The organism is Enterobacter sp. BIGb0383, from assembly GCF_003751845.1.
GTDB lineage: Bacteria > Pseudomonadota > Gammaproteobacteria > Enterobacterales > Enterobacteriaceae > BIGb0383.
Genome location: NZ_RJKQ01000004.1, coordinates 254,147 through 280,469, shown reverse-complemented (window position 1 = coordinate 280,469; position 26,323 = coordinate 254,147). Strand labels below are relative to the sequence as shown.

19 protein-coding genes are annotated in these 26,323 nt (G+C 56.8%); 10 read left to right on the top strand and 9 right to left on the bottom strand.

Annotation, left to right across the window (positions count from 1 at the left end; all coding sequences use genetic code 11):
* Positions 1-78: 78 nt before the first annotated feature.
* The 8 genes from EDF81_RS19300 to bcsR all read right to left on the bottom strand — a co-directional run bounded on the left by EDF81_RS19300 (position 79) and on the right by bcsR (position 14,139).
* A complete protein-coding gene (locus EDF81_RS19300; RefSeq protein ID WP_123349781.1) occupies positions 79-1,365 on the bottom strand; it encodes a dicarboxylate/amino acid:cation symporter in 1,287 nt (428 codons plus the stop codon).
* 155 nt (positions 1,366-1,520) lie between these two features.
* The gene (hmsP, locus tag EDF81_RS19295) at positions 1,521-3,527 is read right to left on the bottom strand and encodes a biofilm formation regulator HmsP (protein ID WP_123349780.1); all 2,007 of its coding nucleotides are present in this window, start codon (positions 3,525-3,527) and stop codon (positions 1,521-1,523) included.
* A gap of 117 nt (positions 3,528-3,644) precedes the next feature.
* Entirely contained in the window at positions 3,645-7,139 is a 3,495-nt protein-coding gene (gene bcsC, locus EDF81_RS19290) for a cellulose synthase complex outer membrane protein BcsC (RefSeq protein ID WP_123349779.1), read from the bottom strand.
* Entirely contained in the window at positions 7,121-8,230 is a 1,110-nt protein-coding gene (bcsZ, locus tag EDF81_RS19285; protein ID WP_123349778.1) for a cellulose synthase complex periplasmic endoglucanase BcsZ, read from the bottom strand. Before bcsZ ends, bcsC begins: the two co-directional genes overlap by 19 nt.
* Before the next feature lie 3 nt (positions 8,231-8,233).
* Positions 8,234-10,570, bottom strand: coding sequence for a cellulose biosynthesis cyclic di-GMP-binding regulatory protein BcsB (bcsB, locus tag EDF81_RS19280; protein ID WP_123349777.1), 2,337 nt, complete (start codon positions 10,568-10,570; stop codon positions 8,234-8,236).
* A gap of 10 nt (positions 10,571-10,580) precedes the next feature.
* A complete protein-coding gene (gene bcsA / locus EDF81_RS19275; RefSeq protein ID WP_123349776.1) occupies positions 10,581-13,196 on the bottom strand; it encodes a UDP-forming cellulose synthase catalytic subunit in 2,616 nt (871 codons plus the stop codon).
* Positions 13,193-13,939, bottom strand: a complete 747-nt coding sequence (bcsQ, locus tag EDF81_RS19270) for a cellulose biosynthesis protein BcsQ (protein WP_123349775.1) — start codon at positions 13,937-13,939, stop codon at positions 13,193-13,195. The genes bcsA and bcsQ overlap by 4 nt, the downstream gene beginning before the upstream one ends.
* An 11-nt stretch (positions 13,940-13,950) precedes the next feature.
* Positions 13,951-14,139: a cellulose biosynthesis protein BcsR gene (bcsR, locus tag EDF81_RS19265; RefSeq protein ID WP_123349774.1), complete on the bottom strand. Its 189-nt coding sequence runs from the start codon at positions 14,137-14,139 to the stop codon at positions 13,951-13,953.
* Positions 14,140-14,313: 174 nt separating this feature from the next.
* On the opposite strand from bcsR, the gene bcsE reads away from it, so the two are divergent.
* From bcsE to EDF81_RS19215, 10 genes are all read left to right on the top strand, one after another.
* Positions 14,314-15,873 carry a cellulose biosynthesis c-di-GMP-binding protein BcsE gene (gene bcsE / locus EDF81_RS19260; protein WP_123349773.1) on the top strand — a complete coding sequence of 520 codons (1,560 nt, stop codon included), beginning with the start codon at positions 14,314-14,316 and terminating at the stop codon, positions 15,871-15,873.
* On the top strand, positions 15,873-16,067 hold the full coding sequence (bcsF, locus tag EDF81_RS19255) for a cellulose biosynthesis protein BcsF (protein ID WP_123349942.1): 195 nt from the start codon (positions 15,873-15,875) through the stop codon (positions 16,065-16,067). Before bcsE ends, bcsF begins: the two co-directional genes overlap by 1 nt.
* On the top strand, positions 16,060-17,739 hold the full coding sequence (gene bcsG, locus EDF81_RS19250) for a cellulose biosynthesis protein BcsG (protein WP_123349772.1): 1,680 nt from the start codon (positions 16,060-16,062) through the stop codon (positions 17,737-17,739). Before bcsF ends, bcsG begins: the two co-directional genes overlap by 8 nt.
* 311 nt (positions 17,740-18,050) lie before the next feature.
* A complete protein-coding gene (locus tag EDF81_RS19245; RefSeq protein ID WP_123348682.1) occupies positions 18,051-18,569 on the top strand; it encodes an Hcp family type VI secretion system effector in 519 nt (172 codons plus the stop codon).
* A 160-nt stretch (positions 18,570-18,729) separates the two neighbouring features.
* Positions 18,730-20,700 (top strand): type VI secretion system tip protein VgrG, encoded by a 1,971-nt coding sequence (gene tssI / locus EDF81_RS19240; RefSeq protein WP_123349771.1) that lies wholly within the window; start codon positions 18,730-18,732, stop codon positions 20,698-20,700.
* Positions 20,693-21,505: a DUF4123 domain-containing protein gene (locus tag EDF81_RS19235; protein ID WP_123349770.1), complete on the top strand. Its 813-nt coding sequence runs from the start codon at positions 20,693-20,695 to the stop codon at positions 21,503-21,505. Before tssI ends, EDF81_RS19235 begins: the two co-directional genes overlap by 8 nt.
* A gap of 12 nt (positions 21,506-21,517) precedes the next feature.
* A complete protein-coding gene (locus tag EDF81_RS19230; protein WP_123349769.1) occupies positions 21,518-23,152 on the top strand; it encodes a hypothetical protein in 1,635 nt (544 codons plus the stop codon).
* Between the two features lie 121 nt (positions 23,153-23,273).
* Positions 23,274-24,044 (top strand): hypothetical protein, encoded by a 771-nt coding sequence (locus EDF81_RS19225; RefSeq protein WP_260232736.1) that lies wholly within the window; start codon positions 23,274-23,276, stop codon positions 24,042-24,044.
* Between the two features lie 10 nt (positions 24,045-24,054).
* Entirely contained in the window at positions 24,055-24,321 is a 267-nt protein-coding gene (locus EDF81_RS19220) for a type VI secretion system PAAR protein (protein ID WP_123349767.1), read from the top strand.
* Complete coding sequence (locus tag EDF81_RS19215) at positions 24,318-25,310, top strand: hypothetical protein (protein WP_123349766.1); 993 nt, start codon at positions 24,318-24,320, stop codon at positions 25,308-25,310. Before EDF81_RS19220 ends, EDF81_RS19215 begins: the two co-directional genes overlap by 4 nt.
* Before the next feature lie 13 nt (positions 25,311-25,323).
* Here the strand turns inward: EDF81_RS19215 and EDF81_RS19210 are convergent, their stop codons facing one another.
* Positions 25,324-26,322, bottom strand: a complete 999-nt coding sequence (locus EDF81_RS19210) for a glycosyl hydrolase family 8 (protein WP_123349765.1) — start codon at positions 26,320-26,322, stop codon at positions 25,324-25,326.
* Position 26,323: the final 1 nt, after the last annotated feature.

Here is a 26,323-nt window from a genome sequence, read left to right as displayed (position 1 = left end):
GCGCGCCGCCCGGCAAGTGACGACGCGTTAATGGCCGTCATTCTTCGAGCTGCCTCGAAAAATGACGACCGGAGGGGATCAGGAGGAGAGTTCCTGCGGTTTACTGTCGGAGGTACGGTTATTCAGGGTCTCGTTAAGCTTTTTGTGGTCCAGCTCTTTTACCCATTTCGCCACCACGATGGTCGCCACGCCGTTACCGACCAGGTTGGTCAGGGCGCGGGCTTCCGACATAAAGCGGTCGATGCCGAGGATCAGCGCCAGACCCGCCACCGGCAGGTGTCCGACCGCTGAAAGCGTTGCCGCCAGTACGATAAAGCCGCTTCCGGTCACGCCCGCCGCGCCTTTCGACGACAGCAGCAGCACAACCAGCAGCGTAATCTGATGGACCAGGTCCATCTGGCTATTGGTTGCCTGGGCGATAAAGACCGCCGCCATCGTCAGGTAGATGGAGGTGCCGTCCAGGTTGAAGGAGTAACCCGTCGGGATCACCAGCCCCACTACCGACTTGCGGCAGCCCAGCTTTTCCATCTTATCGAGCATACGCGGCAGCACCGACTCGGAGGAGGAGGTTCCCAGCACGATCAGCAGTTCTTCGCGAATGTAGCGGATAAACTTAAAGATGCTGAATCCGGCCGCACGGGCGATAGAGCCAAGCACCAGTACCACGAACAAAATACAGGTGGCGTAGAAGCAGATAATCAGCTGACCAAGCTGCACCAGGGTGCCAACACCGTATTTACCGATGGTAAAGGCCATCGCCCCGAATGCCCCAATCGGTGCCAGGCGCATAATCATGTTGATGATGCCGAAGATGACCAACGAGAAGCTTTCGATCACGTTGAAAATCATCTGGCCTTTGCTGCCCAGACGATGCAGGGCAAAGCCAAACATCACCGCAAACAGCAGGACCTGCAGAATGTTACCGCTGGCAAAGGCGCCAATCACGCTGGCAGGGATCACATCCAGCAGGAAGGCAACCACACCCTGCTGCTGCGCCTGATCGGCGTAGACGGCGACGGCTTTGGCGTCCAGCGAGGCCGGATCAACGTTCATTCCCGCGCCGGGCTGAACAACATTCACCACAATAAGGCCAATAATCAGCGCGAAGGTGCTGACGATTTCGAAATAGAGTAGCGCCACCGCACCGGTGCGCCCTACCGCCTTCATACTTTCCATACCGGCAATACCGGTGACGACGGTACAGAAAATCACCGGCGCGATAATCATTTTGATAAGTTTAACGAACGCATCGCCCAGCGGCTTCATCTGCGCGCCGATATCAGGGTAGAAATGGCCAAGCAGAATACCGACGGCAATTGCCACCAGCACCTGAAAATAGAGGCTTTTGAACAGAGAGGCTTTCATAGGGTGTCCTTTGGATAACCACAGGCCGTGTAGGGTTTTGTGTGGCCCGCGTCCATAAAATAACACCCAGGAAACATTACAGAAATAAAGCAAACCCAAAAATGAAACATAATTGTTAAGATTTTTGAGCCAGCTCTCACAACGACTGTCGTTTTTTACACCGTTTCGCTTGCGTCAGATGACGGGAGAAAGGCTTTTTCAAACGCCTCAGGCGCCACGGCTCTGGCAAACAGAAAACCCTGCACGATATCGACGCCGGCCTCTTTCAGCCAGTCATACTGCGGCTGGGTTTCCACGCCCTCGGCGACAAGATGCAGCTCCAGGCTGCGCGCCAGCAGGATAATCGCCGTCACCATGCTGGCGTCGTCCGGCAGGCCATCAACAAAGGTTTTGTCGATTTTGAGGATATCCACCGGCAGGGATTTCATATGCTGGAGCTGGCGCAGGCTGGCATAGCCCATGCCAAAATCATCCAGCGCAATTCGCACCCCGGCATTTCGCAGGGGACGCAGAATGGCAATCGCCGCCTGAGGATCGTCAATACGGCGGCTCTCCGTCACTTCCAGAATCAGCGTGCCGGGCGCAATACGGTAGCGATGCAGCAGCTCAAGCATATCGGCCACCATATCGTGGTGCATCAGCTGCAACGCCGACAGGTTAACCGACAGCGGCAGCATAATCCCCCGGCTTTGCCAGGCGGCAAGCTGACGACAGGACTCCTCCAGCACCCAGTAACCGACCGACACCATCATCCCACAGGACTCGATACGCTCGATCAGCCCTTCCGGCAGTTCCCAACGGCCATCTTCCTGCCGCTGGCGCAGCAGCACTTCCGCACTGCACATCTCGCCAGACCGGGTATCGATCTGCGGCTGAAGCCAGATAGCGAACTGATGGTTATCGAGGGCGTGGAGAATATCGCTCTCTTCGGTCAGACGACGCTGAGCTTCTTCCATCTGCTCGGGATCGAAGAACTCAATCTGATTCTTGCCCTTACGCCTTGCGGTAAAGGCCGCCGATACGGCACGGCGATAGAACTGCTCCGCGCTCAGGTCGCCATAGTACATGGCAATCCCGATACTAGCGCTGGGACGTAGCTGGATCCCCTGCACCGGCAGGCGCTCGTTGATCACGGTAAGGATTTGCTGGCTGAGAGTCACAGCATGCCACGGCTCTTTCACGCCGTTGGCGAGGATCACAAAATCGTAGCCGCTGACCTGGGTCAGGACCATTCTCGGGGCCAGTACCGATTTCAGTTTTTCCACCAGCGTCAGCAGCAGCATCTCCCGCTGGGTCTCTTTCAGCACGCCCGCCGTGTCCTGAAGCGTCTCACAGGCCACCGCCAGCAGAGCGGTCGTTTGCTGACGCGCCACCGTCTGCTCCAGCAGCCCCATCAGAAACGCTTTATTCGGCAGCTCGGACACCGGGAAACGGGTCGACTGGCTGTTAAGCTCATTCTGCTGGCGCAGGATCGCCTGCTGATTGCGGTTGTAGCTGCGCACCAGCATGCCAATTTCATCGTCATGATGCAGAGCCGGCAAGGGGAGCTGATGTCCCACCAGCTCCTGGGATGACACATCATTCAGCATCCGCGAAATAGTGCGCAGCGGACGCACGATCAGGCGGCTGATGGACCAGGCAATCGCCACGGTCACAATCAGCACCAGCAGAAGATACGTAGTCACCAGCGTTGCCAGGGTACTCATAACGAATTTGTACATCCGCCACGAGTCGGCCTGCAGAACCAGATAGGCCAGCGGCTGAGGGTTAGCAGGCCGCTCAAGGGAGTAGATAGGCAGCGAAATTTGCACCGGCAGTTCGAACATACGGGTGATGGTGACCGGCACCGCCCGTTCGGGAATAAAGCGCATCCGCAGGGCCTGGAACTGATTGGGCAGCACCACATCGGCCCGGCTGACAATCCCGGCGGGCTGGATGCGGCTTAAAATCGTTTCGGCTTCGGGAATATCTGCCTTCAGGATAGCGGCGGAGAGCGGTTCTCTGACCGAACGGGCAATACTTTCCAGCTGCGTCGCCGTGTTATAGCGATTCTGCTGTACGAAGTGGAAGAGCAAAATAGAGCAAAAAAGGAAAATAAATACCGCAGCAATGGCCGCAACCATTGCCATCTGTTTGATTGTTAACGACCGACTGACACGCAAATTGACTCTCCACGGAAACGCTGGCGCAAGGCAGCCATATGCTGCCTTACTGCCGCCGGATTATACCCGATCGCGACGGCCCTGGAGAGACTGGTGCAGGAATGAAGATTATTCCGGTTACCGGTCGGCGTAAGGCACCAGCGGCTGAGGTGGCAGGTTCATATCACCCTGCCATCCGGCTTGAGAATAGCGCACAAAAATCAGTGCATGACTGGGAGTGTAATCTTTTGCCTGCTGAATATCGATCCCCGCGCCAACAGACCAGTTATCGGTCAGACGACGTTCAATAACAGCACGCGCCGTATACCCCGTGCCGGAAGAAGAACCGCCTGCGACCGGCGCGTCGATATCCTGATACGGCCCGACATCCGCCGCCAGGCTTCTGTCGCGAGGAATCAGCCCCTGCAGCGGATAACGCATACCCGATTTGGTGCGGGAGTGTGACCAGGAGACCGAGCCGCCCAGCTCCCAGGACCAGTTTTCGGTGCGCTTACGCCAGTTAACGGGCAGCGAGAAGGAGACATACTCCTGCGGGCTGTAGTAGCCGCCCTGGCCGAGCGTGTAGCCGCTGAGATCTTTTTCATAGTGCCAGATCATATTGTTGGCACCGACGGTGAGACGTTCGTTGTCTTCGTTGATCAGCTTATAGTAATAGCCGGTCATCCAGCGTACCCGCCAGTTATCCGCGACGTTCTTGCCCGTAATGGTGTCACCGCCGAGGCTCGCCCAGACGCCGTGCGCCTCGCCCTTATCGTAGCTCAGCCCGACCGCCGCACCGGTGGCGCGAACCCCGCCCCAGGTGGTGCCGGTGTTGATATCTTTCTGCCCGCCGAAGGCCAGCATGGAGCTGGAAATTGGCCGACGCTGTGCGCTCAGGGTGTAGCCTACCGGGCCGAGATCGCTGCTGTAGCTCAGGCCGCCGACCACATCCACGACCTTAAAGCCCATCGGCGTAGTGCCGATATCCCCTGACCAGGTCTCATTCTGCCAGCCCACCGCCACGCTGGCCCCGTGGGCACTCTGGGCATGACCACCGGGAGCATGAGGCGTCGCGTTACTGGTGCCCCACTGCGGTGTCGTGGACGTGAAGGAGCCGACATCCATATTCACCACGTCGGTACGGAAGAACATCCGACCGTCGGCCAGAGGCGCATCGGCCTGTAACATCGTGGTGTGCGCTTTCAGATCGGAATAACCGCCGGTACCGCTGGATCCCCAGTAGTCATGCTGAAGCATGACATTGATATCCTGCTGCTTATAGAGTTCCGCCGCATCGCTGCGCACGCCGCGCTTGAGCCAGTCATCCTGCGGATCGTTACGCATCAAATACGTAAATGCCGCGTTATCCTGCGGCTTCGCCGGGGTGATACCCGCGGCGACCATCGCCGCTTTCCAGGTTTCCAGCGCCTGCTGCGGCTCGCCCTGCTGTGTCTGGAAACGCGCAGCGTCGCGCAGAACCAGAGCGGTATCCATTGACGGCGGCTGCGCCTCGGCCTGCGGCATAATGCGGGCGAAAATCTCCCGGGCCTGGGCATCATCACCGAGGCCCGCCTGCGCCAGGGCGACCCGGCGCTGAGTACTCAGGGATGGCGCTTCCGTCGTGTTATTGACGGCCACTTTTTGCAACTCCTGACGAGCAGCGACTTTATCTCCACCGGCCAGATACACTTCCGTCAGCCCGAGTCGGGCATCCAGATTATCCGCCTCTTTGCCGAGGACGCTGTTGTAATGCGCGGCGGCGGCGCTGTAGTCGCCCCGCTGCTGCGCCCAGTCGGCGAGGGTCAGTTCGATACGCGTTGAGGCAGGCTGCCTTTTCAGCAACGCTTCGGCTTCAGCCTCTTTGCCGCTGTCACGCAGGCCATTGGCGGTCGCCAGCAGCTCATTGGCCTGCAGGCGATCGGAAAGCTCACGAATATTGTCCGTCCAGCGGTCGCGCGGCAGGGCATTGATATGCGCCAGCGCGGCGCGCGGCTGGTTATTGCCGGAGAGGTAAAGCCCATTGGCATAAATCTGTTCAGGATCCTGCGGTTTCTGGCGCGCCAGCTCCCGCATCAGCGTATCCGCCTCGTTGCGCTGTCCGGCGCTCACCAGATTGCCGGCCAGCCGGAAGGTGATCCAGACATCGCCCGGCGTCATCGCCAGCCGCTGACGCTGTACCGCCGCAGCATCAGCCCAGCGGCCCTGGCCTTCCAGCGCCGTGGCCTGTTTCTCCAGGCGTTCATTGGTCAGGCTGCGTTCGATATCATCGATACTGCGCCGCTGGCTGGCGGACAGCGAGCGAATATACGCCTCCGCTTTTTCCGGCGACTCTGCCCGGTAAATATTGGCCAGCCCGCGCACCGCGTTGCTGTTGCCGCTGTCGATACGCAGCGCCTGCTGGTAGTAACGTTCCGCTGCCACCGGATCCTTCTGCGCCGCGGCAGCGTCCCCCAGACCCAGCACCGCATAGCTGTCGGTGCCGTCGAGCGCGTGAGCCTGCTGGAAATAGCGGGCGGCCTGTTCCGGGTTGTTGGCTTTCAGGGCCGCATCACCCTGCTCAATCAGCAGCCAGTAGCGGTTAACCTGAAGTAAGCTTTCCCAGGTGCTGCGGTTAGAACTTTCCGGGGCCATGGCGATTGCTTTTTGCAGCTGGGTCACCGCCAGCGCCCGATTGCCGCGCTGGGAGTAGGCCAGCCCCAGTGCACCAATGGCTTCACTGTCTTTATTATCGGCCTTCACCGCCTGCTGGAGTTCGCCTATCGCTCTGCCACCCTGACCGGCGTCGACCGCCGCCAGCCCTTCGGCTCGGGCACGGAAATTCGGGTCAGCCAGCTGCCGCTGTTGTTCCGTCAATTGAGCCCGGGCTGCCGTCACCGTATCGCCGTCGGTAAAGACCGTCAGAAAGCGCTGCAGCGCCTGCACGCTGGCGTCGCTTACCGGCATATTTTTCACCTGCTGGTACCAGATATCCGCCGCCGCACTGCGGTTGGTACCCGAATGCGACATTTGCTGTAGTACCGTAAACGCCTCGTCATTGCGTCCGCTGGCGAAAAGCTGCTGTACCAGCGCGGTCTGCACGGTGCCGTTGCCCGGCAAGCTTGCGCTCAGCGCCTGCAGCTGGTTTATGGCTTCATCGCGTCTGCCCGGGGCTCTGCCCACCAGCGTCCAGTACTCTGCCGCCAGCTCATTTTCCGGCGGTTTGCCTTTAAAGAGCGTCTCGTAAGCGGCCAGGGCTTCCTGTTCATGCCCGGTCGTTGCCAGCAGACGCGCCTGCTGCAGTGCCTGACGACCTTCCGCCGTGGAGAGCTGCATCGCGGTACGCGACGCCTTCATCGCGTCACCATTCGGGGCCAGCTGCGCCAGGCGGTCCAGCTGCTTCTGCGCACCGGCCGTATCGCCCTGACGTAGCAGGTAGCGCAGACGGGCGGCGATCACGTCGGGGTTATCGGGATCCATCAGTTCGAGGCGATAGAGGGACTGACGTACCAGTTCCTCGCGCCGTGTCGCTTCCCCCAGCCGCACCTGATCCAGCAGCTGCTGCTGAGCGGAGGGCGTGGAAGGGGCGGCATGCGCCATGGGCATCAGGGCGATGCTCAGTGAAAAGCTGAGCAGACTCAGTGTGAACTTGCGCATTGCAGGCCCCAGTCAGGTAGTAATTCACCGCGGGCGGTGAAACGAAAACGGTGTTGATCCCAGCCCTGCCCGAACAGCGTCAGGACAAAACTGTAATAGGCATCGGCATCAGGAAAATGGTCCGCAACGCGCTGACGCTGCACCGCCTGAGCATCCCTGTCCTGCAGGAAAGGCAGCAGCGCCGCAGAGAAGCCCACCGGCCCATTGCCGGTCACCTTCCCGCTGGCAACATCAACTTTTTCCGGCGGAAGACCATTTTTAGCGGTCCAGTCGGCCATCGGTTTAAAACGTTTAAGCAGACGCGCTTTTTGCGGATCTTTGTCGTGCATCATGCCGACCCAGAGATAAACCCGAATGGCGTCATAGCTGCTCACCAGCGTTTTTTCGGGTTTTAGCTGCCAGCCCTTGCCTGCCTCATAGCGAACCCAGTCCGGCGAAAAGCCTTTCGGTGCCGTCTCCTGCAACAGACGCAGATTGGTTTCGCGCAGGGTACTCCAGGGCGCACCGAACTGGCTGAAGTAGCTGGCCAGCTGCGGCGGCAAATAGCTGGGATTCAGACGCCAGCTTTTCGCTTCGGCAAAGCCGATTTTCCCCGGCAGCAGCATCGAGCCCAGGCCCGGGACAGTGACCACTTCTTCTTTGGCGATGCGGGAGAGCAGCGCTTTGCCGAGATCCTTATAGCGCGTCTCTTTCCACAGGCGTCCGGCCTCCATCAGGGACCAGGCAATCCACAGGTCCGCATCCGAGGCCGAATTGCTGTCCAGCACCTGCCAGGCGTTATCGCCGCTCTTTCCCCATAGCCAGGCGGGAAGATGATCGGCCAGGGAACCCTGGGCCAGATTGTTCTCCGTCCAGCCGAGGATTTTAGCGAAGGCGTCGCGGTCATTGGCGGCCAGGGCGAAGAACAGCGCGTAGCTCTGCCCTTCAGAGGTAGTGATCTTCCGGGCGTCGCCGGGGTCAATCACCCGCCCTTCCTGACTTATATAGTGCTCGCTGAACTGCGTCCAGGCGGGCCAGCTACAGGCAGCGCGTCCCTGCGCCGCCACCAGCATCAACATAACCAGCGCCCATCCCCGTACCCGACTCATCATCGATTACTCGTGAGGATCCAGACGACGACGGCTCAGAATACGCAGCAGACGCCACAGTACCCAGGCCAGCAGCACCACGCTCAGCGCGGCCAGCACCGCCAGCAGGATCGGGTGATTCGACAGCGCATACCAGACGCGCTCAAACCACGGCAGATGCCCGACATAGTAGGTATCGCCAACCCGTAGGCTGTTCACGCCAGATTCACGCACCACCGAGACGGAGCCAAACATCGCCGCCCGTTTTCCGGTGTCGTTCATGGCCTGATTCAGCAGTTCATACCCGCGCGGGCTGTCGGCTAACAGCGCCACCACGCTACGCTGATCGTCAAACGGCGACTGGAAGCCAATCACTGCAGCCATTGCCCCGGAGGAGGAGACGGCGGTTTGCGCATTAGCCTGGCGGTCGCTGCTGTCCAGCATAATGTCCGGCAGATCGTTGTGCCGCTGCGGCGTTTTCACCCAGCTGCGGGTGGCATCGACCAGCAGATCGATACGCTTCTCGTCTTTCAGCGCATCCGGGATGGATCCAATCACCATAATATCGGCGTTTTTGCCCTGCAACTGGCTGCCGTCATCGGTCAGGGTCAGATTGATCGCCGGGAAACCGGTCTGGGCACCGATGGTACCAACCGCCTCCAGCAGCGTGCTGACCTGAGTCTGGTCCGGCGTCTTAGGCATCACGACGATGGATTCAGACAGGTCTGCCATCCGGCTGAACGGGAAACCGGCGTTAGCAAAGGCGCGCAGGTCCGGCATCGCCAGGAAGTGATAGTAGTTAGAGAAGTCGATGGTTGAATCATCGGCAATCACCACCCGATTCGGCACCGACTGGAAGGTGATACAGTTTTCGATCGTACCGCCCGGAAGCGGGTTCATATACTGGAAGTCGAAGCGCAGCTGGTTAACCGCGCCCAGCTGCAGAGCCGGGATCGCCACGTCGGTTTTGCCATCAAGCAGACCCTGGATCACCGGCAGACGCATCAGCAGCTGATTGGTCTCCTGACCGCCGGTCAGGCTAAAGGAGCGCAGGAACTGATTGTTCAGGCTGATATCCATCCGCGAACTGTCTTTGGTCGGCGGCGCGGTGTAACGGTAATTGAGTTTCATATCAATCCCGTTGGTGCGCAGCAGATAGAGATCCGGCGGCAGATTCAGCGACAGGTTAATCGCTGAAGGCTGAAGGCCGGTGGCCTGCAGCTGCTCGGCATAATTCTTCAGTTCGCCAAAGTTGACGGCGCGATCCGTTCTCACCCAGTTAGGCGCATCGTATGGCTGACGAGCCAGCAGAGGCTTAACCTCATCGACCGCCACGCTGCTGCCGCGGAACAGGATATTGCCCTGGGCAATGCCTTTCGCCGCCTGGAGCAGATCCTTATCATCACGGCCCATCACCACCAGCAGCTTCACATAAGGGTCGCTCGGGTGGTTCATCATCTCTACGGTCGGTCCGGTTACCGCCGGGTGGTCACGCAGGAAGTCAGGGCGTTTATCGTTGGTGGCGAACACCATCGCGTGGCGATTCGGCAGGCTGTTATAGAGCACCGGGAAGTTCTGTCCGCGCCAGCCTGAGCGGGAGCCAAACCAGGACGCGACGATGGCCGCTGCCTGCTGCTGCGCGCTGTCCGGCGAGGCGGCAAACACCACCGGCAGAGTCAGGGGACGGTTATCACGCGGGTCAAAGAACGGCACCGGGAAGTGGGAGAGATCGTTTTTCACCGCCAGCGTCTGATAGGTCAGCTCCAGGGCGCTGCTGCGGCCCACGTCCAGCCACAGGGTGCTGCTGGCCGGGTTTTCGCAGACGTCGCGATAGTGGCCGACAAACTCCAGCCGGACACGGTTAAAATCCGAAATATAGAGCGGGTCGATAGGCAGCTGGGCGAAGGTTTTCTTACCCAGCTGCTCTTTGGTCACCGGCAGCACGCCCATCAGCTCGTCGTTAAGATAGACCTTCAGCTGGGACTGCACCGGCAGCAACGACGGCGACGGCGTATATTCGAGGTTCAGCAGCGCCTTCGACACCACTTCGTCGCTGCGCATGCCAAACTCCACGCTGCCGTCCGGGTTCACTCCACGCAGTACCATGCTGCCCGGCGGCGGCGCGATCTGCGCAAAAGTTAGCTTCACATCACGCGATGGAGCACCGGACGCCACTATCGGCGCATTGGCCCCGGTGACGCCGGGCATAACCTGCCCTACCGGCGTCTCGGCGGGCGCAATCGCCCCGGGTTCCGTTTGCGTCGGCGTCGCCTGCATGGCTGCCGGCGCTGCGTTTGCCATCCAGGCAGGTAATACACTCATCCCCACCGCCACTGCACAAATCAAGGAAAGTTTTGTTTTCATCGCGTTATCATCATCGTTGAGCCATGGCCGGTTCAGCCTGCGTTTCTGCGTTATCCCGCGCCGGACGGCGAGGAATAAACGAGACAACCCAGGAGACCAGCGAGGTGAGTGACCGGAAAATCACTTTCACAGAAGCCGGAGCAAATTCCGCAAGGTGGCGATAGCCGCGGAAGCCCAGCTTCAGAATATCCAGCAGGCTTTCCAGAGGCTTATCTTCCGGGAAGCTGTCCTGCCAAAGCGCCCATGTATCCGCACGGGCGAACGTACACTGCACAAAATCGATATGCTGGCGGGTGGTCATCGGCAGCAGCTGCAGACCCAGCTCGCTGCCGTTCACGCGGGCCACCTGCGCCGGGAAGGCGTACTCCTGCTGCCCACGTTTAAGCAGCAGGGAGACTTTCTGCCCTTCCAGCACCTGCGACTGGCCGTGGATCTTGACCCCCAGACCGCCGTCGGAGAAGTCGTGCACGGTACAGGAGAAGAGATGGCCGTCTTCACGTGCCACCGCCGCCGGCATCGAGATTTCAACGCGATGCGCACGACGCACCTGTTTACTTTCCACCGACACCGCCACCGCGCCGCCGAGAATAATCAGGTTATAGAACACCCACGCGATACTGACGATCACCGTCAGCATCTCGTTTTCCGGGCCGTAGAAGTAGCGCCAGACGCCGACGGCAACCCCCACCAGGTTAAGCAGGACCAGGAAGATATAGGGCCGGGAGATCACCCAGTCGATATACTCATCCTCAACCAGCCCGCCTTTGGCGGTGACGTTAAACTTGCCTTTATGCGGGTTAATCAGCGCCACCATGGTCGGCGGCGCAATATACCAGGCCAGCACCGTTTCGTAGATCTCACTCCAGAAGGAGTGGCGGTATTTTCCCTGAATCTTCGAGTTAGTCAGACTGGCGTGGACCATATGCGGCAGCACGAACAGCGCAATCATCAGCGCCGGAGCGTAAATGATATAGGCATGGAGCAGTAAAAACGCCAGCGGCGCGGTGAGGAAGATCAGCCTCGGGATGCCCGACAGGAAGTGGAACATGGCGTTGACGTAGCATAGCCGCTGGGCCATCTTCAGCCCCTTGCCGAGCAGGGGGTTGTCGAGACGGAAGATTTGCACCATCCCTCGCGCCCAGCGGATACGCTGGCCGATATGCGCCGAGAGGCTCTCCGTCGCCAGGCCCGCCGCCTGCGGAATACGCATATAGGCGGACGAGTAGCCGAGACGGTGGAGACGCAGCGAGGTATGGGCATCCTCGGTCACCGTTTCGACGGCGATACCGCCAATCTCATCCAGCGGCTTGCGGCGGATCACCGCGCAGGAGCCGCAGAAGAAGGTGGCATCCCACATATCGTTCCCGTCCTGCACCAGGCCATAGAACAGCGTGCCTTCGTTCGGCGTTTTTCGGAATCGGCCCAGATTTCGCTCGAAGGGATCGGGCGAGAAGAAGTGGTGCGGCGTCTGCATCATCGCCAGGGTTTTATCTTTCAGGAACCAGCCCATGGTCATCTGCAGGAAGGAGCGCGTCGGGACGTGGTCGCAGTCGAATATCGACACAAACTCGCCGGTCGCGTACTTCAGGGCGTTGTTAATATTCCCCGCCTTGGCGTGCTCATGGGTGGTACGTGCGATATAGCGAACCCCGACATCGTCGGCAAACTGGCGGAATGCCTCACGCCCGCCGTCATCGAGGATCCAGATGGTCAGCTTGTCCTTCGGCCAGTCGATGCCCAGCGACGCATAAATGGTGTTTTTCACCACGTTCAGGTCTTCGTTATAGGTCGGCACGAAAATATCGACGCTCGGCCAGGTCGAGGTGTCTTTCGGCATCGGTACCGGCTGGCGATTCAGCGGCCAGGCGACCTGGAAGTAGCCCAGCACCAGCACAATCCAGGCGTAGGTTTCGGCGAACAGCAGCACCAGGCCGCAGACCAGGCTTACCGGATCGTTCCAGTTCAGCGTCGAGGTGTAGCGCCACCAGATATAGCGGCAGGAGACGGTCAGGGACAAGACGATCAGCATCAGGGCCGAGAAGCGCCCCGGAATACGCCGTACCAGCAGCGCGATCCCCCACAGCAGGATCAGGAAGATAAACTGCGACAGCGGGTTAAAGGGCTGAGTGATACAGACCACCGCCAGAATCAGCGAGAAGAAGACGATCACGCCAAGGATAATGCGCCTGACGGCGGGGCTCAGATGACCGAGCTCTTTATGATTATCCAGATGTCCCGTCTGCTGGCTAAAGCGGTCGGGCAGGGTTTCCAGCCAGTGATGATAGCGTTCCCGCAGCTTATTCAACCGACGCTCACGGGGTTTACGCACGGCGGCGGTCGCGGACGCGGTGCTGACAAGCAGCCACAGGCCCTGGATCAGGTAACGCAGCGGGTCCAGCGGACGCGGACGCTGGGGATTGATATGGGGAAAGAACTCATGCTGTCCGGCGCGAATACGCTGCCAGCGCGGGTGTTCCAGCGGGATAAACATCCAGGCGAGGATCGCCCACAGACAGCCCAGCGCGGCAGAAAATGCCGACGCACCGTGCTGACGATAGCCCCGATAGCGAACGCTCAGGCGCTCGCTGACCGGAGGAATAAGCAGCCAGGACGCAAGGCGGCTCATACCGCGCTCCCGGCGGATTTACTCTCCCCCGCGCAGTGCAGCAGACACCAGTTAGCCAGGGTGAGGATCTCTTCCGCCGCCAGCGAATCGCCACGGTATTCACCCAGCGGCTGCTTGGCGGCCAGGCATTCTGACAGCGCCTCATCCCGATGGATCGCCATCGGCAGCAGACGACGGTGGCTCTGGAGCCAGAGCTGGTACAGGTCGTCCTGAATCTGGCTGCCGATACGTAAATCATTAATCAGCAGATACGCGCTGGCGGGCAGCGCCTGCTGATGCAGGCGAATATGGCAGTTGGCGTCGACGTTAGCGACCGCCAGAATCGTATCGCAGGCAGCGATCAGCGGCCGACTCCAGGGCGTTGCCCCGTGCGGCAGATCGATAATAATCCACGAGTAACGCTGCTGTTCCCCGAGGGCCGCAACCATCTGCCCCACCGCCTCCGGCGAGAGCGGCAGCACATTTTCCCGTTCCGCAGCGGAGAGTTGACCAAAAGGCAGCACATCCAGCTGGCTGGTATAGCGCAGCCCGGCATCCTGCCAGTCATGACCATCGAGCATCGCCCGCGCCCAGCCTTCCGTACGGGTGAAATCAACGTTAAATGACATGCGCAGCAAATTATCCGGGCAGGCGTCCACCACCAGGACGGATTCTCCCAGCACCTGTAATGACCGGGCCAGCGCTGACGCAATCGATGTGGTTCCCACACCGCCGCGCACGCCTTGTAATCCCAGAATGGCCATCGGTGATTCCCTTATTTCTGTTGGGCTAATTCGGCCAGCAGCGGCCAGCGTTTCAGCGCAGCCGCCAGTTGTTCTTGTTGCGATATATCGGTGTAATCTATTTCAGGCAAAGAAAACGCGCGGCTTAACGCCAGAAAATCGTTCTGAAAGGTATAACCAGGGGCTGAGCCAGACTGGGAGACCGGTTGTTCATTAGACATGGAAAGCTCATCCCTTTGGATAAAAAAACGCTAACGCAGACTCAGCATGGCATCCTGCTAACGAAAATAGATTTACATGCTAAATCTGATGTTCTTTAATTTCAATGTTAGGTTTATTTCCAGGCTTTCGCTAGTAAACTAATACAGAGATAAATTAGCCTCAAGAGGGACACCGTGGACCCTGTATATTCTATTGGCATTCACTCGTTATGGGATGAACTGCGCCAAATGCCCACCGGCGGCGTCTGGTGGATTAATACCGATCGCCGTGAAGATGCCATCAGTCTGGCAAATCAGACCCTGTCCGCTCAGGACAAGGACGCGCAGGTCGCGGCGATCTGTCTGGGTGAAGATCCGCAAAAAATCATGCGATTAGAGGGCGAAGGCGGTCCGGAAAGCGTGCGCCTTTTTTCCATGCCGGATCGGGAAAACAGTCTACACTTTATGCGCCGTGATTTACTCTGTTCATTAGATCCCGATCGCCATCTGCTTATCCTGCTGTCTCCTCAGCAGGCGTGGAAAAATATATCCGCAGAAAATATGCGGTTGTGGCTGGCGAAATCAAGGAACTGGGCTAAATATCACAATTGCACACTGTTAATTATCAACCACGGTAACAATAATGACCGTCAGCATTCGCTGCTCATGAACGAATTTCGCTCTCTCTTTGGCCTGGCGAGTTTGCGCTACGAAAATGACACCCATCTTTTTGACATTGCCTTCTGGTGTAATGAAAAAGGCGTCAGCGCACGCCAGCAGCTTATTGTTGAGCATAAAGAGAAGGGCTGGCAATTAGCGCCACGTGAAGAGGCAAGCATCCAGCCGCGCAGCGATGAAAAAACCATTCTGAGCCATATTACCGTCCTGGAAGGGGCACCGGCCCTGTCCGAACACTGGTCGCTGTTTGATACCAACGAAGCCTTGTTCAATGTGGCACGCACCGCCCAGGCGGCAACGCTTATCTTCTCGGTGACGCAAAATAACCAGATTGAACCGCTCGCCCGTATCCTGCATACCCTGCGACGCCAGCGTGGCACCGCCCTGAAAATCGTGGTCCGGGAAAATCAGGCCTGCCTGCGCGCCACCGACGAGCGCCTGCTATTAGGCTGCGGAGCCAATATGGTTATCCCGTGGAACGCGCCGCTCTCCCGCTGCCTGACTCTGCTGGAAAGCGTTCAGGGACAGCAGTTTACGCGCCTTGTCCCGGAAGATATCACGACCCTGCTGACCATGACCCAGCCGCTGAAGCTGCGCGGCTTCCAGAAGTGGGACCACTTCTGCGATGCGGTCGGCAATATGCTCAATAACCCCCTGCTGACGGATAACGGCAGAGGCGTGATGGTCGCCCTGCGTCCGGTGCCCGGTATCCGTATCGAGCAGGCCCTGACGCTGTGTCGGCCAAATCGCGTGGGCGATATTATGACCATCGGCGATAACCGGCTGGTCCTGTTCCTCTCCTTCTGCCGGGTGAACGACCTCGATACCGCCCTGAACCATATTTTCCCGCTGCCGACCGGCGATATTTTCTCTAACCGGATGGTGTGGTTCGAAGATAACCAGATCGCCGCAGAACTCGTGCAAATGCGCAGCGTTGCGCCGGAACACTGGGCCAAACCGCTGGCCGTTGCCGCCTCGGACACGCCGGTACTCAACGCCGAGCATGATGGACGCAGCTGGCGCCGCATTCCGACGCCCCACCGGTTATTCAGCGATGCCACGGAGCAGACCTCATGATGTCGATAAGCGATATTCTCCAGCTCGTTGTGCTGTGCGCGCTGATTTTCATCCCGCTGGGTTACGTGATGCGCCATCATATGGGCCGAATTAAAATGGTGGCCCGCTTGCTGCTGCTCAAACCTCGTTACGTCAAACCGGCCGGAACGCTCCGCCGCGCCCCGCTTGTCAAGGCAGACCCAAAACATGACTAATCAGACCAAAATCCCTGCAAAACCGTCTCCGCTCTGGCAATACTGGCGAGGTCTTTCCGGCTGGAACTTTTACTTCCTGGTGAAGTTCGGCCTGCTGTGGGCGGGCTACCTCAATTTCCATCCGATGCTGAACCTGGTGTTTATGGCGTTCCTGCTGGTGCCGCTCCCCCGGCTCTCCCTGCATCGCCTGCGCCACTGGATAGCCATTCCGATTGGCTTCGGGCTGTTCTGGCACGACACCTGGCTGCCGGGACCGCAAAGCCTGATGAGCCAGGGGTCGCAGGTCGCGGCTTTCAGCACCGATTACCTGGTCGATCTGGTCACTCGCTTTATTAACTGGCAGATGCTTGGGGCGGTCTTCGTCCTGCTGGTCGCCTGGCTGTTCCTCTCCCAGTGGATCCGGGTGACGGTATTCGTAGTGGCAATCATGGTCTGGCTTAACGTCCTGACCATCACCGGGCCGGTATTTTCCCTGTGGCCCGCCGGTCAGCCGACCAGTACCGTCACCACCACCGGTGCTACGGCGGCCCCGACCGTCGCGGCGGCGGGCGCGACGCCGGTCGTCGGCGATATTCCTGCGCAGACAGCACCACCAACCACGGCCAACCTGAATGCCTGGCTGACCAGCTTCTACACCGCCGAAGAGAAGCGCCAGACCCGCTTCCCGACGCAGCTACCGGAGGATGCCCAGCCGTTCGAGCTGCTGGTGATCAACATCTGCTCTCTCTCCTGGGCGGATATCGAAGCCGCTGGCCTGATGTCGCACCCGCTGTGGTCCCATTTTGATATCGTCTTTAAGCAGTTCAACGGCGGAACCTCTTACAGCGGTCCGGCGGCAATTCGTCTGCTACGCGCCAGCTGCGGCCAGCCGTCGCATACCAATCTCTACCAGCCGGCCAGCAATCAGTGCTACCTGTTTGATAACCTCAGCAAACTGGGCTTCGACCAGCATCTGATGATGGATCACAACGGTATTTTCGGCGGCTTCCTCGACGAAGTGCGTAACAACGGCGGAATGCAAAGCCCGCTGATGAACCAGGCCGGCCTGCCGGTTTCCCTGCTCTCCTTCGACGGTTCTCCGGTGTATGACGATACGGCGGTGCTGAACCGCTGGCTGGAGTCGGAAGAGCGCCAGAAAAACCCGCGCAGCGCCACCTTCTTTAATATGCTGCCGCTGCACGACGGTAACCACTTCCCGGGCGTCAGCAAAACGGCCGACTACAAAGTCCGGGCACAGAAGATGTTTGATGAGCTGGACGGCTTCTTTACCAGCCTTGAGAAATCCGGGCGTAAAGTGATGGTCGTGCTGGTACCGGAACACGGCGCGGCGCTGCAGGGCGATAAAATGCAGGTTTCCGGCCTGCGCGATATCCCCAGCCCGTCGATTACTAACGTTCCGGCCGCGGTGAAATTCTTCGGCATGAAAGCGCCGCATCAGGGCGCAGCCATTGAGATCGCCCAGCCCAGCAGCTTCCTCGCTATCTCTGAGCTGGTGCTGCGCGCGGTGGACGGCAAGCTGTTTGTCGAAGACAACGTGAACTGGGAACAGCTGGCCTCGGGCCTGCCGCAGACGGCTCCGGTATCGGAGAACGCCAACGCGGTGGTGATCCAGTACCAGGGTAAACCCTATGTGCGCCTGAACGGCGGCGACTGGGTGCCGTATCCGCAGTAGCCCATCGCAATGACGAAAAACCCCGCTGCTGCCCGCGCGGGGTTTTTTATGCGCATAAATAGCACTTTTTGCATTTCGCTATATCTGCGCATTCTGCGCAACTTCTTGCTCAACTTTCAGAACAAATCACTTTTTTGGCAATAAACGCCGTGAATCTGAATGGTTTGCGCAACTTCTTGCTCAAACGACCGTTCAGAAAAACGCTTGATTTTATTTTATCTTTATAAATCAATAAAATAAAAATTGGCACGCAAATTGCTATCTCTTTAACGCGTTATTACACACACGTTAACTCAGCAAGGAGCATGACTATGCCAACCCCATGTTATATCAGCATCGAAGGTAAAACTCAGGGCAACATTACCGCTGGTGCCTTCACCTCTGATTCCGTCGGCAACATCTATGTCGAAGGCCACGAAGACGAGATGCTGGTCCAGGAATTCAAACACGTGGTGACCGTCCCGACTGACCCGCAGTCCGGTCAGCCGTCCGGCCAGCGCGTACACAAACCGTTTAAATTCACCGTCGCGCTGAACAAAGCCGTTCCGCTGATGTACAACGCCCTGGCTTCCGGCGAGATGCTGCCGACCATCACCCTGAAATGGTACCGCACCTCCGTGGAAGGTAAGCAGGAGCACTTCTTCTCTACCACCCTGACCGACGCGACCATCGTGGATATCGACTGCCAGATGCCGCACTGCCAGGACCCGCAGAAATCTGACTTCACTCAGTTGATCGAAGTTTCCGTGGCCTACCGCAAAATCGACTGGGAACACACCGTCGCCGGCACCTCTGGCTCTGACGACTGGCGTGCGCCGATCGAAGCGTAAGCAACTGCCCCGGGCTACGGCCCGGGCTTTTTAGTTGCTGTACTCAGGTGTGGCCTCAGCCAGACCTGAGCACAGCTATTTTTCAGGCACTACCGCTCTCACACACGATGTCCATCGGGTGTGCGGTAGCCATGGGAACAGGGACATAAGGAGAGGAACGGTGGCAAATCTCACGGGACTTCAGTTTACGGTGACGCTCGGCGATCTGCCGGCAGGCACCTTTGCAGTGGTGGATTTTGAGCTACGGGAAGCGCTGAACACGCCCTTCTCCCTGTCGATTAATCTCGCCAGCCCCCAGCCGGGGATCGATTTTGGCGCAGTGCTTGACCAGACCTGCGAGCTACAGGTCTGGTACGAAGGTGTCCTCCAGCGTCGTATCAGCGGCATCGTCAGCCGCTTTACCCAGGGCGACACCGGCTTTCGCCGCACCCGCTATCAGGCGGAAGTGCGTCCGGCCCTGTGGCGCAGCAGCCTGCGCACCAACGCCCGTATCTTCCAGACCAAAAAGCCCGATGAAATTATCAGCAGCCTGCTGCAGGAAGCCGGTATCACCGATTATGCCTTTGCCCTGCGCCATGACCATGCTGTGCGGGAATACTGTGTCCAGTACCGGGAGAGCGACCTCGACTTTATCAACCGCCTCGCAGCCGAAGAGGGCATGTACTGGTTCCATGAGTACGAAGCGGGCAAACACCGGGTGGTATTTTCCGATGACGCGGGCGCGCTGGAAAAAGGCGAACCGCTGTTCTTTAACCTCGCCAGCCAGGGCCTGGCCCACGGCGCGTTTATCCGTCGTTTTCGCTATGCCGAAACGGTCAGCACCGCAGGCGTGGAGCTGAAGGATTACAGCTTTAAAACCCCGGCCTACGGTCTCTCCCATAAGAAAATGAGCAACGCTCTGGACCATCAGCGGGAGCAGTACGAGCACTACGACTATCCCGGCCGTTTTAAGCAGGACCCGAGCGGGAAAGCGTTTACCGGGTTCCGCCTCGATGCCCTGCGTAACGATGCCGCCACCGGCCAGGGTGAATCCAACTGTGCAGCGCTGCGCCCGGGTTATAGCTTCCCGATGACGGAACACCCCAACGCGACGCTGAATATCGCCTGGCAGGTGGTGGGCGTGGTGCACGTGGGTCGCCAGCCGCAGGCTCTCGAAGAGGAAGGCGGAGGCGAGCCGACCACGCTCAATAATACCTTCGACGCGATCAAAGCGGCCAGTACCTGGCGACCGCAGCTATCCCACAAACCGATGGTGGACGGACCGCAGATCGCCATCGTTACCGGCCCGGCGGGCGAGGAGATTTACTGCGACAAATACGGCCGCATCAAAGTCCAGTTCCCGTGGGATCGCTACGGCGCGAGCGATGACCAGAGCTCATGCTGGGTACGCGTCAGCCAGGGCTGGGCGGGCGGACAGTACGGGATGATGGCTATCCCGCGTATCGGCCATGAGGTGGTGGTCAGTTTCCTCGAAGGCGATCCTGACCAACCCATCGTCACCGGACGCACCTTCCACGCCACCAACCTTGCCCCCTACCCGCTGCCGCAGCACAAAACCAAAACGGTTATCCGCTCCCAGAGCCATAAGGGCAAAGGCTTTAACGAGCTGCGCTTTGAGGATGAGGCCGGGCAGGAAGAGATCTTTATCCACGCCCAGAAAAATATGAACGTGCGGGTGCTGAACTCAAGCAATGAGCGCGTGGACTACAACCGCACCACCAGTATCGGACATGACGAGGAGCTGGTTGTCGCGAATCACCGCAAGGTGACGGTGGAAGGCAATCAGGATCATAAAACCACCGGTAACAGCCTGTCGATGATCGACGGGGATGCGGGCCTACAGATTAAAGGCGACCTCGCCCAAAAAATTGGCGGCATCTTTAGCCTGGACGTCAACGGCGACCTGACCATCCAGAGCGGCAGCAAGCTGACGCTGCGCGTGGGCGGCAGCTTTGTGGTAGTCCATGCCGGCGGCGTCGATGTTAAAGGCCCGGCCATCAACCTTAACTCCGGCGGCAGCCCGGGTGACCTGGCGATACCGGCAGATCCGGCGATCTTAAAGGCCGCTGCGGCGCAGGGGACGATGTTTGTGGCGCACTGTCCGATGGAGGAAAAAAACCAAAATGAGTGAAGCAACCACATGGGCAATCGTTGATACCGCCGCGGAACCGGGACTGTCAGCAATGCTGGACGATCTCGACCCACCGCATGCCAGCCTGTATGCAGACCCGGTCCCCGAGGAGATAGGGCGTCTGGCCCCCTGGCTGGTTCAGGTTGATGACGCAGTACGGCACTGGCTTATGCAGCGGGAGACTCCCTGGGGCATTTTTCTGGAAAGTCAGGCCTCGCTGAAAGATCTGCGCCAGCATTTACGAAAATATCTGCATGTGCAGATCCCGAATGAAGAAAAACCCGTTTTCTTCCGATTCTACGACCCGCGCAATATCTGGTCGTTTCTGTCTGTCCTTTCCCCCTGGGAGCAGCATTCATTCCTCGGGCCGATAGATACGATAGCAACCCACTGGCAGGGAAACCTGCATCGCGAAAATTTTGCTGAATTAAAAGAAACCTATCCTTCGGGCAGCGTCTCGAAAAGGAAGATGATGCGGATCACCCAGGAACAGATGGATGGTCTGACAGTCATCTTTGAGCAACGGTACGTTGATGGACTGGTGGAAAAAGTTAAAGCCTGGACTCCCCCTGAAACCGTTGTCGATGCAAAAAATATAGGGGAAATATTTCGCTGGCTAAAAGAACAGGGCATTACGGACGATCGTAGTATTCGGGGATTGTTCTATTTGTTCAGTGAACACCATTGCCTTGACCTGGAGAGTATCCCATCAGAATTCAAGTCAGTACTCTGCACAGAGTTTGAAGATGGTGCGTACAAAGCAGAAAGCCTCTTACTTGTTGAATTAGGTAATGTTCCACTGTAAAAAGGATTAAAAATGTTAAGCTTAACAGCAGGCTCACCATCGTGTAATTGCAAAAACCCTGACTCATGCATTCACTCCTTCACCTTAAGCGTCGGAAAAAAAACATATACATATAAACAGGATGTTTTTGCATCATCAATAAAAATAATAAACAAAGATGTAAACCCACTCTCAATAAAACTAAAACTGGTTGGAAAAGGATGTATTTCAAACAATCCAGAGTGCCCCAAGGGGGTTATTTATGACATATCTAAAAAAGATACACTCAAGTCGTTTACGAAAGCTGAAATTGACTACGACGTCAACTATGACAAATCAAAAGCCAAAGAGTTAAATAAAGATGACGCCGTGAGTTTTCTTGGTAAAAACATACTAGGAAAAGATGCTTTAGATTGGATCCCTGCAAACAAGTACATTCTTCGCGTTGGCCAATGCCAAGGGGAATCTTTCGTTAACGGAGAGATAAATTTTGTTGACGGCGTTAAGCAGATATTGAATATCTCCCCACGCGACCGTTTTATGTCAATAATATCTATTTATCCAAAATACAAATGGAACGTAGGTGTTACCATTGGTTTAAAACAGGACGTTTCTGAGCTTTCTGACAAGACACTTATAAAAGAAAAACGTAAGGAAAACAAAGATGCCGGAATGGAAAATAGAGATGCTCGTGGCTGGACAAAACTTCCACGATATTCAATAACAGACTCACTAGATATTGACGGCACCATTTCCTATGAAATAGGGAAAGAGCCACCCCATGATTTCTCACAAAAGATAAAAGCCGATTTTAAAAAAAGAGCCAAAGACCTGTCGTTGCTTCAGGATACAACAAGAGCAATAGGTCTAATCGGAAAATCGCTATCTACAAATGAAGGTAAGGGGGTGCAATTCAAGATACTGGACACGGAAATACTCTATCCTAAACTGTCGATAAACGGTGGCGCTGAGCTGACAGAGGATGATAAAACTAACACCGTTTATATGAAAGGAAAATTATCTGTAGGACTTAAACCACTAGCTGGAATTCGAGTAACTCTCGATTTACTTCAGGCGTTTGCAGCATGGTATGGCGTTGAAAGCGTAACAGACATTATCAGGCAGCAGCTTGCAGCACGTGAAAAAGCGGTCAATGAGGGAAAGGATGGTGCTTATGCGGGCTTAAAGTTCAACCTGATTGCCTCAGGAACGATCAACGTTGCCCTGGCATTTGAGTCAGGACCGGATAATGCATGGGACTGGCGAGTAGAAGGGGATAATGAAGTAAAATTTGCGCTTTCCGTAGAAGCAAATGCCAGAGCAGGAGTGACGTTTACTGTCATTGAGGGCGTTTTTGCTATTGACGCTTCGGTCGAGATATTTGGCAAAGCCTCTGCAGAAGGGATTGTCGCATTCGATACGACCGCGCAAAAACGAATCGAGATGATATTCTATCACAATGGTGTCAAACTAGAGGTTGGTGCAAGTGCAAGCGCTGGCATTTCAAAAGGCAAAGGCCGGGCGAAGGCCACAAATGGTCAACGTGTTTCTGAAACCACGTCTACAACTGGAACTGCAAAACAGTCTTATGTAGATAACAAAAAAGAATGGATCTTACATGATAAACTTGAGAAAGAAAAATCAAAATGGCGTTTATCTATGCTGTAGTCTTTTACTAGGCTTCATTTTCACTTCCGAATTAAGAGCTGAACCCATGAATGATATAAGATACCTTGCTTCATTTAAAACAACCCGAGCCGCCTGCATGGTCAGGGTGAACGATTTCCCTATGATTGACAATTTCAGTTACTCTAGCGGGACTATCTCCACAGGTTTTAATATTACTGCCTTTGCTGAAAACGGGAAAAATAAAATAGAAGTCCTGATGGGGGCTCTGGATCCTGAAGATAAAAGCACGCTATATCCCGACGCCAAATGTGAGCTCGTCATTACGGCAGATACAGAAAATAACAGCCAGCAAATTACCCGAATTACGCTATCAGTTGATAAGCAAGGTGAAATAATATCATCCGACTCATCAAACTATAACAATACGCAAAAAGAACCCCGTATTGATGAGACGCAATTAGCGGAAGACCAGCCATTACGGTTACACCGAGTCGGCCGCGATGTTAATTTGACCAATATTCCCACCTGGTCATGGGTCAATGCAACCCCGGTATCAGAAAAAGCCATCCCCAAGATTCAAGAAGTTTATCGTGTTATCTGGAATACAATGAAAGCCAGAAATATTGATTTAATGAAGGAAATGGCCACTATCTCCAGTGCGGAGATGGCGATAACCGAAGGGATGACGCCGGATGATATTTTCAAATCTTACGGCTTACCCGAAAATGTTATGAACAGCGAGCTGTCACCCATTAATTTTAATTTGAGTGATTATAAGCTGATGACTTACTGCAACGGACGCGTTTTCAGGCTGGCTCAGGGCATAGACCAAAACTCCCCTCTGCGTCTGCAGGATAAAGATGGCGAAATTGTTTTCGCCTACAACCCTTACTTCTCAATTATCAAAGGGAAGATTTTTATTATCAGATAAGGATAGCGATATGGGCAATGCCGTTAAATTAGGTGATACGGGAACCAACCACGGTAGCCATCCCCCGACGCCGGTTACCGCAGGTTCCGGGACCGTGAAAGTGGACAATATGCCGCTGGCCCGCCAGGGCGATCCTCTGGCACCGCATGGGCATCCGCGGGCCATCAGCGGAGGCTCTGCGACTGTCTTCGTTGACGGTAAACCCGCCGCTCGTACCGGCGATGCGGTGAGTTGTGGTGGGGTTGTTATCGGCGGTGGCACGGTGAATATTGGATGATGAAACGTATTTTACTACCCGCGCTACTGGTTCTGTCCGCAAATTGCGCGGCAAACTCGAACGTTGAAATCCGATCTATCTTCGATATCAATCAGATGTTTTGTGCGATAAAAACCAACGGCGTCACCGGTCAGGATAATCGCTACTCCGCTGCAACGGGTAGAGGGGTAGGCACATCCAGCACCAATTCGATGCTGGTTCTCGAAAACGGTGAGAATGACATTACCCTTGAAGTGGGTGCATTAGGCTGGTTTTCAGATAAGCCGCTGAGTCCATCCTCACGCGAGGCCTTTAGCCCTGATTCACATTGCAAAGTCTCGTTGGCCTTATTTAAGGGCGCAGATCGGAAAGTCCTCGCTGAGTTCACCGTATCGCCGGGAAGCGACGGAATTCTGCACGCCGCCGTCTCTGGTGACAATAAAAGCGAAGTGCTGGCAGAAAAAATAGCCGCAATACAGGTGGAGAAAGGCCATCTTGAAGAACGCTACGTTATTAAAAATTATTTTCCAGCCGACATGACGCTGTATAAATTTACCCAGAAGGTCACCGTAAACGGCATTCCGCAGTGGCGCTGGGTCAACGCGACGCCTTTTACGGGAAAACCGCAGCAGGTCCAGGCATTACAAGCGGCTTATGAAGAACTATGGCGTCTGTTCGCCGCCAGGGACAATGCCGCGATAAAACAAAATATGAAAGAACTGTTGAATGCATGGACGCGCGCGACGGATAGCTCAAGAGAGGCGTTGTACAACAACCATAAATTTGTCGACGGCTTTAAAAACCCGGGTTTTGAGATGATCCCGATCAACTGGGATGATTACACTGTCGAAGTCATGAACAAAGGCCGTCTGGTCAGGTTCGTCAATAAATCTGACCCGACGGTTTATCCGCTTTCATACTATGTGACCGGTGATGACGGAAAGAGAAAGATGCGTTGGTTTACGCCCCTCTTTTCCCTGGTGGATGGCAAATTTATGCCGGTCATTTAAGGCAATCGAGCAACTATTTCCGCTCCGCCAGCCACACCAGCATTTTCAGGCTCGCCGAATAGTAGTCATCCTGAGCCGTGATCTGCGGCTCGCCGATGGGTTCGCCCATCGTTAAATCGCGGATCGCCAGCAGCCCACCCTGGGCCATATAGGGAGCCGGATCGTTGGTCGTGACGTTAATCCACGCCGGGGTTTTGTCGCGGCCAAACTGCTGCCACCAGCGCTGCCAGGGCGCCAGCAGCGGGCTTTGCGGATCGGCCCACGCCAGATAGAGCGGAATACGCACGGCGTCATAGCTCATTCGCGGCGGCCAGCCGTTGGCCGGGGTTAGCTTGCCGTCGGCGGCCAGCGATACCCAGTCGGTGGGCAGATTTGCCTTACCCGAGCCCATTTTTCCCAGCAGCGTCTGGCTATCCGTAATCAGCTCACGCCAGGCGACCAGGTGGCTGCGGTTGGCGAAGGCCTGCCAGGCAGGGAAAATAAAGTAGGAAGGGTTAAGGGTCACGGAGGTATTGAGATTAAACCCGCTGGCACCGGGCAGCATGACCCGGTAACCAGCAAATTTTACCGTGGTGTGGGCCAGCAGCGCTTTGGTGATGGCGTCCGAGGCGGCGCTGTAGCGGGCATCACGCCAGCGTTCGTCCGCCTGCAGCAGCGCCCAGGCGATCATAATATCCCCGTCTGAGGCGTTGTTTTTATCGGTGATGGGATCCGGCGCGGTCGGGTTATAGCGCCAGAAAAACAGGCCGTTGGCCTTGTTTTTCAGGGTGCGATTGGTCCACTGCCACATCCGGTCAAAGCTGGCTTTATCGTCGTTCGCCACCGCCATCAGCATGGCGAACCCCTGCCCTTCCGTATGGGAGATGCTGCCGTTGCCGGTATCGACAATCCGCCCGTCCGGCATCAGAAAGCGGGATTTATACTGGGTCCAGGCCTGTGTTTCCGCCCGTGACGGGGCAGAAACCAGCAGAGTAAACAGCACCGCCAGGGCGGCCAGAATGCGTATCACCATC